Source organism: Streptomyces cirratus, from assembly GCF_014650775.1.
Classification (GTDB): Bacteria; Actinomycetota; Actinomycetes; order Streptomycetales; family Streptomycetaceae; genus Streptomyces; species Streptomyces cirratus.
The window spans coordinates 17,283-28,616 of the sequence record NZ_BMVP01000020.1 but is presented as its reverse complement, the minus strand read 5'-3'; the positions used below and the strand labels follow the sequence as shown (position 1 = coordinate 28,616).

Sequence of the window (11,334 nt, the reverse complement as noted above, 5' to 3'; positions counted from 1 at the left end):
CTGCGTCGTCGCCGTCACGGCGACGGGGCCTCCAGCACGGCACGCAGCCCTTCCGGCGAGGTGAAGACGTGTCCCTGCATGCCGAGTTCGCGGGCTGCCCGCACGTTCTCGGCCCGATCGTCGACGAACAGGACGTCCTGGGGAGGCAGTCCGAGGGCGCGCAGGCACCATTGGTAGGCGGCGGCCTCGGGTTTGGCGCTGCCGATCCGGCAGGAGAGGCCGCGGACCGCGAACCTCCCCATCCAGGGCTGGGTCGCCTCGAACCGGGCGGCCAGCTCCTCCGGGATGTTGGAGAGCAGCCCGAGGACGAACCCCTGGTCGTCGAGGAGGCCGAGCAGCTCCACCATGCGCTGGTCGATCCCGCTCCAGCTGGCGAGGTCGGCGGCGATCAGATCCGCGGTGAGGCGGGCGTCGAGCGGGACGCCCGGCCGCGCGCAGACCTTCTGCCAGTAGGCGGGACCGTCCAGTTCGCCGCGGTCGTACGGCGGGCGCTGCGACCAGTACGCCTCCCAGAAGCGGTCCGGGTCGCAGCCGGCCGTGCGCTCCAGGACGCCCTGCGACTCGGCCGACTGGACCCGGGCGATGACGCCGAACAGGTCGAAGAGAACGGCTTTCATGGGTGTGACTTCCTCATGTTCCTCGTCTTTTCGCAGGGCAAGGGAATGCGGCGGATCGGACTCAGGGGGCGGGGACGGCGTCGGTGCGACCGCTCTCGCTGGGGCGGTCCACCCCGACTGGGTCGTGGGCATGGCGCCGCAACCACAGGCTGAAGACGCCGCAGAGCACGGCGAGCACGAACAGCAGCAGAGGCAGCGTCCTCACGTCCATTGTGCCGATGACGCCGCCCAACAGCGGTGGGAAGGCCACTCCGCCGATCATCGAGGCGGCGATCACGTAGGCGCCGGCCGCGGCCACGCTGGGGACGGCGCGGTTCAGCCACGGCAGGCAGGTCGGGAAGATCGGAGCGATCATCAGGCCGACACCGAAGTAGGCGTACGGGGCGAGGACCGGCACCGTGGCCAGGAGCAGGAAGCCGGCCATGCCCGCGCAGCAGACGATCAGGATCGAGGTCGCGGACCAGCGGAGGCTGAGGGGAACGGCCACGAACCGGCCGATGGTCATGGCCGCCCAGTACGCGGAGGTCGCGGTGGCGGCGGTGGCGGCGCCGTACCCGACGGCTTCGAGGTGCGTGGGTTCCCAGCCGCCGACGCCGGTCTCGATGGCCACGTGCAGGACGTAGAGGCCGATGAACGCCGCGATGATCGGGAGTACTCGAGCGCCGCCGGCCGAGGCGCCCTCGGCGGTTGCCGACTGCGGCTCGCGGGGGGCCACCCCGCCCAGGGTCAGGAGGATCAGCAGGCTGACGACGCCGATGCCGAGGAAGATCTCCGGGTAGTGGTCCGCGCCGAGCCGGCCGATGAGGGCCGGGCCGGCGATGGCGCCGACGCCGAAGTGGCCGTTGAGCAGGTTGAGCATGGCGGTGCTGCGCCGGCCGAACCCGACGGCGAAGAGCCGGTTGAGGCCGTAGTCGATGCCGCCGAAGCCGAGGCCGATGACGAACGTGCCGGCGAGGGCCAGTGCCCAGTCGGGGGAGAAGGCGAAGACGGCTGCACCGGCGGCCATCAGTACGTACGAGCCGCCGAGGAGCACGCGGTTGTTCAGCCGGCCCCGCAGCAGGTGGTAGACCAGCACACCCGCCAGGGCGCCGACGAAGTGAGCGCTGAGGCTCAGCCCGGCGACGGCGGGACTGAGGCCGTACTCCGCCCGCAAGGCGGGGATCGCCGGGCCGTAGAGCGCCTGCAGGGCGCCGATCACCACGAACGCCACGCACGAGGCGATGATCGCGACGGTGGTGAGGAAGGGGCTTGCCGCTTCCGGCGGGTCGACCTCACTGGCGGCGGGCATCGCACTCCTCGTTGTTCACAGGCGAATGAACGTCTCACACGTTCACAGCGGCGTGAATCTCACACCATATTGTTCATAGTACTCATCTTCTATGTTTGTTTCAACGGATTGGATGGTTGGATTGAACATGGATGTGTTCCGGCGCTCAGTCTGTGCTAGAAGCAGACACATGAACGTGATGGAGAGGCACAAGTTCGTCGTGGGGCTGCTCATGCAGCAGAACCGCGCGACGGTCGCCGAGCTGGCCCAGGCCACCGGGGCGTCAGAGATGACCATCCGGAGGGACCTTGAGGTGCTGGAATCCCGCGGGGCCCTGCGCCGGGTCCGCGGCGGCGCCGTGAGCAGCCTGCCCGGTGGCGTCGAGCCGCCCTATGCCGTACGGGCCATGTCCGGGGCGCAGGTCAAGGAGCGGCTGGCCCGCGCCGTGGTCGATCTACTCACCGACGGTGAGACCGTCGCCCTGGACACCGGCACCACGGCGGTGGCCGTCGCAAAGGCCATGGCCGGCCGGCAGTTCACCGTCGCCCCCCTCTCCCTGCACGCCGCCTTCGACCTCTCCGCGCAATCCGGCATCCACCTGGTGATGCCGGGCGGGCAGGTGAGGCCCGAGGAGCTGTCGTTCTACGGCGAGGCCCCCGTGCGCACCTTCAAGGACCTGTGCTTCGACACGTTCGTCCTGGGCTGCTGCGGCGTCGACCCGGTCCAGGGCGCCACCGCCTACAACCTCGACGACGTACAGGTGAAGCGGGCCGCGGTGGCCGCGGCGCAGCGCGTGATCCTCGTGGCCACCGCCGACAAGATCGGCCGCACCGCGCTCGGCCGCATCTGCTCCATGGAGGAGATCGCCCTCGTCGTCACGGACGCCCCCGCCGACTCCCCTGCGGTCGAGGCGCTGCGGGACCAGGGGGTCGAGGTGGTCCACCCGGCGGACGGCTGAACCGCGCGACCGCGATGGATCCGGCCGGTCGTGGTCTTCGTATCCGGCGCGTCCATCCGTCGCGGCGGCCCCCCGAGCCGGTGCGTCCCCGCCGGCCTCTCGGAGCAGCCCCCGGCCGCCCGCCAGGAGCGGGCGGCGACCGGTCCGTGTCCGCCGCCGGCACGCGCATCGCGCGCATCACGCGCTTGACCAGTGGCAACGAGGCTCGAAGTCGCTTGTTCCAGCCCGGCTGTTCGGGACGTACGAGAACGTCGCTTTCAGCCGGGAACACATGTCGTGACAGGGTGGGCGAATGACGACGAGCCGCGAATACTCATCCGATCTCCATGCCAGACCGTGGTTGAACACCGCCGCGGCCCATGGAGATCTCGTTGCGGCGAAGGCACTCGTCTACGGCCCCTGCGGGTTCACCTGCTCGCAGCCCGTGCCCGAAGCCGAAGGTGCCGCTTACGCCGCCCACGAGTTCACCCTCGACGGCCTCTCCATCCGGTTCCGTGCAGCCAAGACGACCCCCACCAAGGTCGGCCAGTTCGTCACCGTCTGGAAGAGGTCCCCGGCCGGGCCCATCCAGCCCTTCGACGCCGCGGACCCCGTCGACCTCTTTGTCATCAGCACCCGCGACCGTCACCACTTCGGCCAGTTCGTCTTTCCCATGGACGCGCTTCGCCGGCACGGTGTCGTATCAGCGAACGGTTCTGGTGGGAAACGAGCCTTCCGCGTCTACCCGCCCTGGGTGACCACTGCCAACCGCCAGGCCGGCAGTGCGCAAGCGTGGCAGCTGGACTTCTTCCTGCACCTGCACCAGGACATGCCTGTCGACGTGGCCCGTGCCCAAGAGCTCTACCACCCGCAGGGCGGCTCCGGCACAACCGCAAGACCGGCCGGCTCATCACACGATCACTGATCACCTACGACCACGAGGGCGGGCCGGGCCGGCAACCGTGTGGTTGCCGGCCCGGCCCGTGAGCTTCTGGGCTGCCGGTCAGAGGCGGTGCGGACCGTCGTAGTAGCCGCCGACCTGCCGGTGGTAGTCCTCGTTGCCGAGGTGCTTTTCCTTGTCGAACTCAGGAGCGTTCTTGATCTGCTCCTTGGTCCGGTCCACGTGGATCGTCCGGTCGTCCGCATCGACACGGCTGATGGTGCCCGCGGGGAGGAGGACTTCCTTGCCGAAGATCCACGGGCCGGTGTCGACGACGATGTACGCGGAGCCGACGTCCTCGGAGTGCTTGTCGACCTTGCCGATGGAACCGTCGGTGGCCTCGACCTTGTAGCCCGTCAGGTCGCTGCCTGCCAGGTGGCCGGCAGTCTCGCGATAGCCCCACACGTTCTGCGTCATATGACCCGTCCCTTCATCGATTTCGGCATCTGCCGTTTCCCGAGTGGCCGTGAACAGCCCAAGAGGGTGCAGCAGCGTCAAGAACCCGGTTGCCCCGCAAAATTCATGCCACACAAATCAGGATCGGCTTTCTCGGATGCGACGACAGGCGGGGCGGTTGCCGATCCTGGGGAGGCAACCTGTTCCCGACTGCGTCACGGAAACCGCCCCGTCGGCCTCCCTTACCCGCAAAACCGGGATCTACCGGGAAGGAGGCGTGGACGGGACTGCGGGGCCACCAAGAAGGCGCGCGCCGACAGTCGCCGGCGAAGACGGCCCGTCTACCAGCGGTACCAGCGGCCGCTGCTCCCCTTCGGGCGGGCGACGAACCCGATCAGCCACAGGACGAGGACGGCGATGGCGACCCACCAGAGGATCTTCACCGCGAATCCGGCACCGAAGAGGATCAGGGCGAGCAGAAGAACGAGAAGCAGGGGAACCATAGTTATTACCTCCGGGGCGTCTTCTGTCCGAAACCGGTCGGCTCATGCGCACAGTTTTACGGGTTCTTATCGGCGTGGACGGGCAGCCGTACGTGCCCACCATGCGCCGGCCTTTCGGACAAGATTCTTTCGTGACGACGTTTCACAGCCCGCAGACGGGCCATATGAGTCCGTGAGCAAAGCGATTTCCTATATATGGGGAGTGATGGTTGTGTCGGCTGACGAGAAGAGCCAGGCCAAGGGTGAGCAGGCCAAGGGCAAGGTCAAGGAGGCCGTAGGCCGCGTCGTCGGCAACGAGCGCCTCACCGCCGAAGGCCGCGCCGACCAGGCGAAGGGCGATGCCCGCCAGGCCAAGGAAAAGGTGAAGGACGTCTTCAAGCACTGACCTGATCCGTCACCTGTGGGGGCCTCGACCGGAAGCCGGCCGAGGCCCCCACTCGTTCGTACCGGGGCAGTCCACCGGGCGTGCCGGTACGGCTGCGGGGGCGTCACCGCAGGCACCCCCGCAGGCACCCCCGCAGCCCGTAAAGCCGCGAACGGCCGGTAATACCCTCAGCGGCCGGTTCGTGTGGCGCGGCGACGTCCCATAGGCCTGCTCAGGTCACGTCGGGTCGGGCGCGGTCCGGTCGGGAGTCGAATGAGGGTCGTGGTGGACGGTGGGTCGCGTTCATTAGAGTGATCTGCATGGACATGCGGAGGATTGTCGACGTGCTGGCGGAGGAAGCCGAGCAGCAGATCCAAGACCGGGTGTGGCAGGTGACGCCGGCCGAGCGCGCACTCGCTCTTGAGGCCGAGGCCGGCCTGCGTGACGCCGTCGGGCCGCCGGACGTCCAGGAGGCGTTGCCGCAGATCGCACGGCTCGAACACCTGCGGGAGACGCTCGCCGCCCTGGCCATTTCCCTCGCGCGTACGCACGGCCGCCTGGCCTGGTTCCTCTCCGGGGCTCTGAACGCGCTCGAGCCGGTCCTGCGCTGGCGTGCCCTGCCTGCCGACCGTGGTGGCACCTTCGGCACTGTCCTGCCGAGCCCTGAGGAGTACACACAGGCGGAGGATGCCGTCCGCCGACTTCAGGAAGTCCTCGCACAGATCAGCCGCGTCCGTTCGTAGAGCCGCCCTCGGGCCTGATCCGCTCCCGGGCCGAAGTGCCCGAGGCCTCTACGAATGCTCGCTCACGGTCGCTGACGGTGCATCGGGCCACAAGCACCCAGGAACAGGGACCCACCGCACCGGGCACACCGGAACACCCTGCGGGCCCTTCGCACACCCAGGTGGCGGAAGCCCACGGCCGGGATCCGGGCCGCCGGAACCTGAGGGGGCACGCATGGGAGGAACATCTCGTAGTCCATCGACAGGGCGAAGGCCACGCACAGGGCGAGCAGGAGCACGCACGCGCCGACCGCCCCGGCCCCGGCGCCGATGCCCATGAGGCCGGCGAGGGCGCCGTCCTGGAACACCAGCACGACCGCCCCGGTGAGCTGCGCAGCGCGCTGGTGGTGTCGGTGAAGCGGGCGGCTTGCCTCGCGGAACTGGACGCCCGCGAAAACAGCCGCCCCACGACGACGCTCCCAACGATCGCCGACCTTGCACCAAGCGGCCCGGGCGCGCCCCCGCACAACGACCAGCTCTCCGGCCCACCCGGTAAAACCCCCACAGCCCACGCGGTTCACCTGCCATCCGCGCACGAGCCGAACACGTTCAAGCCGGCTGACGGGACACGGCCGCAGAGGCCGTCGCCTGTTGCCGATCGAGCTTCTCCAAGACGCGGTCGCGGAGAAGCTCGTACTCCTGACGGAGCCTGCGCCATTCAGTGACGGGCGGGCGGGGGATCACGACGCCTCCGGTGACGACCTCCTCTGGCCCGAACTGCTCGCGGGTGAGGTCGATCTCTATGCCCATGCCCAGGCGATTCCACCAGTGGTAGTCCACACGCTCTCCGTTGACGTGGACCTCTCCCCGGATCAACTCGCCGCCCAGCAGGTCATTGAGCACCATGGCGGTAACTCCGCACTGGTCCCGGGCCGGGTTGTCCTTGGTCCAGCGCGATCGGAACTCAGGCGTGCACGTTTCGGCACTCCAACTGCTGCGAACGGCTCGTTCGACGTCGGTGAGAAGCAACGGTGTCATGCCGACGATCCTGCCAGCAGGCACTGACAACGGCCCGATGCTGGTAGACGCGGCAAGCGGCGCCGGTGCCGTCCGGCCGGTGAGGCGACTCCGGGCCAGGACGCGACCGGCGGCGCCCCTATGGAGGTGGACGTGGCATCCCTGCAAGAACGTCGTCCTCCAGGACCACAAAACCACCTCGGAGCGCCGGCCGGCGGTTCGAGCCGCCGGCCGGCGGTCCCTCGCGGATCCGGGGCGGCTGGCTGATCGTGCTGCCCCTGGTCCTGATGCTGCCCGTGGCCCTGCTCGGGCCACTGCAGTACCTGATCGTGCTCGGCGCGCAGCTCGTGTACCCGGTGTGGGTGCTGCCCCGCCAGGACGCCCGCGACACGGCGGACGTGCTGCGCTCGCTCGCCGACCGGGCCGTCCCCGCCGAGCAGCGGGCCCGGATCGCACGAGCGGTCGCGGGACTGCGGGGCAGGCCGGTCGTCGAAGCCCTCGTGCAGAGCTCGGCCGACGCGGAGCCGGAGGTCGCCGAAGCGAGTCTGGAGACCCTCTGGACCATCTGGCGGCGCGAAGGAGTCGTCGGCGAGGACCTGCTGCTGAGGCTCGACCCGCAGGCCCAGGACTACGTCCGGGCCCTCGGCGTCAGCGTGCGGAGCCCTTGGTGAGAACGGCGGCGATCGGCCGCGCATGACACGGGCCCGGCCCTCCCGGGACCACTCGGGAGGGCGGGCCGGGCCCCTTTTTTTCACCACGGCGCGCACCACCTCGTTGGAGGATGCCGCGAACGGTGCCGGACCCGCCGAAGAAGGCACCCGAGCCCTGTAGTTGGAAATCGCCGGGAGCCCGGGCCATGAGCGAGCGGAACCGGTCGAGCTCGGCTCCGGTCTCCAGGACGTGTGCGCTGCGCCAGTACAGCGCCCCTCGCAGACCGGCGATCGCCGCCTCCTGGGCCATGGCGGATGCGTAGATCGTCATGCACACCAGCAGCTTGCCGGCCTCGGTGAGCGGGCCCGCTTTACGCCAGTGGAAGACCGGCGTCTTCGACCGGCCTGGCACCGTCGTCCGGCATGCAGACCGCACCGTGACAGGCGCGCGGTATGCGCGGCCGCGTCACGGGGTACCCCTGGGGAGTGGGACGGGAACGGCTGACATTCGACGGCTGGATCGCGGCCGTCGGGACGGGATCCGGGACGCGCGTGGTCGTGGGTCACTGGCCCCGTTCGCCTTTCGGGCCGTTCAGCGACGTGATGCTGGAGCGCGCCGACGGCCGGCGCCTGCTGCTGGCGCCCACCGCCCGCACCACGCAGTACGTCGCCGGCGTCTACCACTTCGACGAGGTCCGGACGGCTCCCGTACGTGTGCACCGGCGCGAGAGCGTGTGGGACGTCGCGGCGGGGCCCCTGGAGCTCCGCTTCCGCGTCGGACGTCCGGGAGCCCTCGGCATGGCGCTGCGGGCCGTCCCCCGCCCTCTCGCCCGACGGCCGCTGTGGGCGGCCGTGGCCGACGTGCCCGCACGCCTGATAACCGGCGCACGGACCCGGGGCAGCTCGCGCCCCGGGTACCGCCAGTGGTACTCGGCCGGCGGCCTGTGGCCGATCATCGCCGCCGACGCGTCCTTCGACGGCACCGACCTCGGTCCGCTCGCACCCGTCGTCCCGCCCGTCCGTTTCGGCTTCGGATCGGCCCCCGCGACGCCCGCCCTGGTGAGGGTGCTCTCCACCGTCGAACACGCTGGTGCCTGATCGGCACCAGCCTGCTGCCCGGCTGAACGCGGCACGAACCCGGTGGGGGCAGCGGGTGCTTCGCCGGCCAGGCGACACAGGGTGACGGAGGGGCGCGAGGGCCCGCGGGGCCAGCCCCCCGAGCGCGGCAGGCCCTGCCGTGCGGCTATGGCACGGCCGGAGCCCGCCGGCCGCGGTACGGCGGCACTCCGACGCCGCCTGCTCAACCTGCCTTGCCAGCTGCACGCGCACCCGAACCGGGCCGTTCCCGGCTGTCCGCGGACGGGCCGGCCAGAGCTGCGCCGACAGGCACGGGCCCGCGGGTGGGCGAAGGCGGCATGACTCCCGACCCGGCGGGCCCGGAGACGGCCACGGGCTTCCCCGCCGGACTGATCGCCCTCCAGCCGGCCTGGCCCCGCACCGCAGGCGCCACGCCACGGCCGCCAGCCGACGGAGGGTCCGCCAGAGCTCCGAGCCGAGCTGTTCGCCCTCACGCTGCGAATCGCCCCCACCGCATCGCACCGAGCCCTGCCGTACCCCGCCGGGTGCGCTCTGCGCGGCACGCCGCAGGAGCGCCCGTGAGGCTCGGCTCCACCCGGGCCTTTCCAATCGGGCGACAGCGTCGCCCCGGTCCCCGGACGTGTCTCAGCCCAGGCCCGAGCCGGACCGGCCAGTCTCCTCGCTCCCTGTGCGGCCACCGGCAACGGAGCTCCCGATGGTGACCCTGGGCGCGGCGCGGCCGGGAGTGCGGGTTCGGGTGGTTGTGACACTTCCTTCGTACGGCCCACTCTGCGGCGCGCCATGGACGGGCGTGTCGGATGCTGGCTGCGATCCCTGGTGAGCGCGCGAGCAACGGAGGAGGCACCGTGGCACCTCTGACCCAGATCCGGCTGGAGGGCGGGGACTGCGTGCTGGTGGAGGGGGCGGCCGGCCTAGAGGGGCCGGTGAAGGCCGGGCGGGCCGGGGATCTCATTCGTGAGGTTCCGGGCACGTTCCAGGAGGCTCTGGAGCCAGTCACCCAGGCAGCGCAGGCCGCCCTCGACCAGTTGCGCAAGGCGCGGCCCGACGAGATCACGATCGAGTTCGGGGTGGACCTCGCGGTCGAGGCCGGCGCGGTGATCACAAAGGGCAGGGCCACCTGCCATCTACAGGTGACCGTGTCCTGGCGCAACGGCCATGACTAGCGCCGGAGGACGAGGACGTCGCCTTCGTCCGGGTGCTTGGTATGCCGGAAAGCGTGAGGTGCTGCCGCTGGGCTCCGCGGAAGGGCTGCCGCGGCCATGAGGCGCGGTCGTTCGGCTTTCCGGTGCAGGCGCAGCGCGAGGGGCATCTGGGCTTCTGGAAGGTGGGCGGCGTCGATCAGTTCGAGGAGCTGCTGCTGCAGGGGGCCGACGGCCGGCTGGAGGAGTTCTCGGGCGCGATCGACGACATCACCCAGGTCGCTGGTACGTTCACAGAGCTCAGCGTGATCCTGATCATGCGCGACGACTTCCGTCCCCAACTGACTGCACTGGCGCCTACGTTGCTGGAGGCCGCCACCCCGGCCTGCTCAACGTGCCCGGCACGCTGAGCAGGGGGACCTCCACGACATCATCGTGCTGCCCGCCGATCCTTCCGGACGCCACCGTTGAGTTTCCGCTGCTCAGGCATGGTTCCGCTGCTGCTGCTGCTGCGGGAAGGTTCGGGCGTTCAGTTCGACGGCACGTCTGAGCCCGTGGTCCAGCGGCGGTTTTGCCCCAGCCGATAGATCGTCGCCGAGGGGGCAGCGGGCACGAGACGGAAGGGGCGGCCGTGGTCGTCGACTGTCACGGTGCCCGCGTTGGTTCCGCTTTCCCAGTCGATGTCCAGGTACCAGGAACACACACAATGGTTCGTGGAGCTGACGAACGCGAAGACCTCGGGATCGTTCTCGGAGGTCTTGTACGGGAAGTTCGGCGTGTTCTCGACTGGGGTGATGCGCGACGTGTCGAGGTCGGCGCGGAATGTCCTGACCTCCAGAGTGCCTCCGCAGCCGAACGCGCCGGGTGCGAAGACCGTTCCCTTCACGGGCGAGGACCGTTCGGTGATTCTCAGGCGGGCGTCCTTCAAAACGACGCTCGCCGGCGAGCGGCCCTGCACGGTCAGGGTGACGGCCTCCTGGTCCATGGGGGTGGCGTCGTATGTGCGTGCCCAGGCTTGGAGGTTCTCACCGGCACGTGGGGGCTGGACCCTCGCTCTGTCGCCCTGCACCAGAAAGAGCGGGCAGTCCCCGGCCGATTCCCGTTGCACGTCCAGCGTGAAGGGAAGCTCCTTTCCCTTGATGGCACGTTCCAGACCGGACTTGACCGCATCGACTACGAGCGAAGCGACGGCCGCGAGCACAGCGGCCGAGAAGGCGGCCACCAGAGCCTTCCAATGCCGGCGCCACCAGGGAACACGCGGCTCCGATGCTGGCTGCGACCCCGACTTCGGGGGCGGGTCTGCGGTCATTGCCTCTCGCTTTCCGGCGAAGCAGCCAGCGGTACCTACCACTAGGCGCACCACGAACGCCCGCTCGCCCCGTCGGGGGAGCGGGCGTTCGTCATTTGCGGTTGGACCGGTTCGCGGGCGACGCTGGAGCTGGTAGATGTCTGCGGGTGGCCCGGACGCAATGGAAAGACAGGTCGTTGACCACGCCCTGGTTCTAGCAACCACGAGCTGCGGGCGGACGGAGAACCTGGCCGACGCTCGCCCAGGCGGCGGATACGGTTCACCGCAAAAACGATTGTCCGGTTCCCCATGGCATGGGTGTCCGCAACCTGGCCGAATTACGGGAGCCGGCGTGCTCAGCACGACAGCGGCCCCTATGGCAAGGAACAGATCCGG

General features: G+C 69.9%; 16 protein-coding genes. 8 read left to right on the top strand and 8 right to left on the bottom strand.

Translation table 11 applies throughout. The features are described from left to right. Nucleotides 1-14: 14 nt before the first annotated feature. Together IE207_RS29805 and IE207_RS29800 are read right to left on the bottom strand one after the other, a co-directional pair. Entirely contained in the window at nucleotides 15-617 is a 603-nt protein-coding gene (locus tag IE207_RS29805) for an HAD family hydrolase (protein ID WP_190187442.1), read from the bottom strand. A gap of 61 nt (nucleotides 618-678) precedes the next feature. Then, nucleotides 679-1,905 (bottom strand): MFS transporter, encoded by a 1,227-nt coding sequence (locus IE207_RS29800; RefSeq protein WP_190187441.1) that lies wholly within the window; start codon nucleotides 1,903-1,905, stop codon nucleotides 679-681. Between the two features lie 169 nt (nucleotides 1,906-2,074). Here IE207_RS29800 and IE207_RS29795 point away from each other — a divergent pair, with 169 nt between their 5' ends. Next, complete coding sequence (locus IE207_RS29795; protein WP_190187440.1) at nucleotides 2,075-2,842, top strand: DeoR/GlpR family DNA-binding transcription regulator; 768 nt, start codon at nucleotides 2,075-2,077, stop codon at nucleotides 2,840-2,842. Nucleotides 2,843-3,134: 292 nt separating this feature from the next. Continuing rightward, a complete protein-coding gene (locus IE207_RS29790; RefSeq protein WP_190187439.1) occupies nucleotides 3,135-3,746 on the top strand; it encodes a MepB family protein in 612 nt (203 codons plus the stop codon). A gap of 78 nt (nucleotides 3,747-3,824) precedes the next feature. On the opposite strand, the gene IE207_RS29785 is transcribed toward IE207_RS29790, so the two are convergent. Next, complete coding sequence (locus IE207_RS29785; RefSeq protein WP_190187438.1) at nucleotides 3,825-4,178, bottom strand: PRC-barrel domain-containing protein; 354 nt, start codon at nucleotides 4,176-4,178, stop codon at nucleotides 3,825-3,827. 320 nt (nucleotides 4,179-4,498) lie between these two features. Then, nucleotides 4,499-4,660, bottom strand: a complete 162-nt coding sequence (locus IE207_RS29780) for a hydrophobic protein (protein ID WP_069924257.1) — start codon at nucleotides 4,658-4,660, stop codon at nucleotides 4,499-4,501. Between the two features lie 205 nt (nucleotides 4,661-4,865). Between IE207_RS29780 and IE207_RS29775 the strand changes: the two genes are divergently transcribed. Further along, nucleotides 4,866-5,045: a CsbD family protein gene (locus IE207_RS29775; protein WP_373304791.1), complete on the top strand. Its 180-nt coding sequence runs from the start codon at nucleotides 4,866-4,868 to the stop codon at nucleotides 5,043-5,045. 299 nt (nucleotides 5,046-5,344) lie between these two features. Continuing rightward, nucleotides 5,345-5,767, top strand: a complete 423-nt coding sequence (locus IE207_RS29770; protein WP_229874139.1) for a hypothetical protein — start codon at nucleotides 5,345-5,347, stop codon at nucleotides 5,765-5,767. Between the two features lie 62 nt (nucleotides 5,768-5,829). Here the strand turns inward: IE207_RS29770 and IE207_RS29765 are convergent, their stop codons facing one another. Together IE207_RS29765 and IE207_RS29760 are read right to left on the bottom strand one after the other, a co-directional pair. After that, nucleotides 5,830-6,120: a hypothetical protein gene (locus IE207_RS29765; RefSeq protein WP_190187435.1), complete on the bottom strand. Its 291-nt coding sequence runs from the start codon at nucleotides 6,118-6,120 to the stop codon at nucleotides 5,830-5,832. Between the two features lie 235 nt (nucleotides 6,121-6,355). Further along, on the bottom strand, nucleotides 6,356-6,784 hold the full coding sequence (locus IE207_RS29760; protein WP_190187434.1) for a YunG family protein: 429 nt from the start codon (nucleotides 6,782-6,784) through the stop codon (nucleotides 6,356-6,358). Between the two features lie 248 nt (nucleotides 6,785-7,032). Here IE207_RS29760 and IE207_RS29755 point away from each other — a divergent pair, with 248 nt between their 5' ends. Then, the gene (locus IE207_RS29755; RefSeq protein ID WP_190187433.1) at nucleotides 7,033-7,434 is read left to right on the top strand and encodes a hypothetical protein; all 402 of its coding nucleotides are present in this window, start codon (nucleotides 7,033-7,035) and stop codon (nucleotides 7,432-7,434) included. Here the strand turns inward: IE207_RS29755 and IE207_RS29750 are convergent. Then, complete coding sequence (locus IE207_RS29750) at nucleotides 7,412-7,744, bottom strand: hypothetical protein (RefSeq protein ID WP_190187432.1); 333 nt, start codon at nucleotides 7,742-7,744, stop codon at nucleotides 7,412-7,414. The genes IE207_RS29755 and IE207_RS29750 overlap by 23 nt on opposite strands. 155 nt (nucleotides 7,745-7,899) lie before the next feature. Here IE207_RS29750 and IE207_RS29745 point away from each other — a divergent pair, with 155 nt between their 5' ends. The 3 genes from IE207_RS29745 to IE207_RS29735 all read left to right on the top strand — a co-directional run bounded on the left by IE207_RS29745 (nucleotide 7,900) and on the right by IE207_RS29735 (nucleotide 10,060). After that, nucleotides 7,900-8,511 carry a hypothetical protein gene (locus IE207_RS29745; protein ID WP_190187431.1) on the top strand — a complete coding sequence of 204 codons (612 nt, stop codon included), beginning with the start codon at nucleotides 7,900-7,902 and terminating at the stop codon, nucleotides 8,509-8,511. A gap of 845 nt (nucleotides 8,512-9,356) precedes the next feature. After that, complete coding sequence (locus IE207_RS29740; RefSeq protein ID WP_190187430.1) at nucleotides 9,357-9,674, top strand: CU044_2847 family protein; 318 nt, start codon at nucleotides 9,357-9,359, stop codon at nucleotides 9,672-9,674. Nucleotides 9,675-9,796: 122 nt separating this feature from the next. After that, complete coding sequence (locus IE207_RS29735; protein WP_190187429.1) at nucleotides 9,797-10,060, top strand: hypothetical protein; 264 nt, start codon at nucleotides 9,797-9,799, stop codon at nucleotides 10,058-10,060. A gap of 119 nt (nucleotides 10,061-10,179) precedes the next feature. Here IE207_RS29735 and IE207_RS29730 read toward each other — a convergent pair whose 3' ends face one another. Then, nucleotides 10,180-10,872: a hypothetical protein gene (locus IE207_RS29730; protein ID WP_190187428.1), complete on the bottom strand. Its 693-nt coding sequence runs from the start codon at nucleotides 10,870-10,872 to the stop codon at nucleotides 10,180-10,182. Nucleotides 10,873-11,334 lie beyond the last annotated feature (462 nt).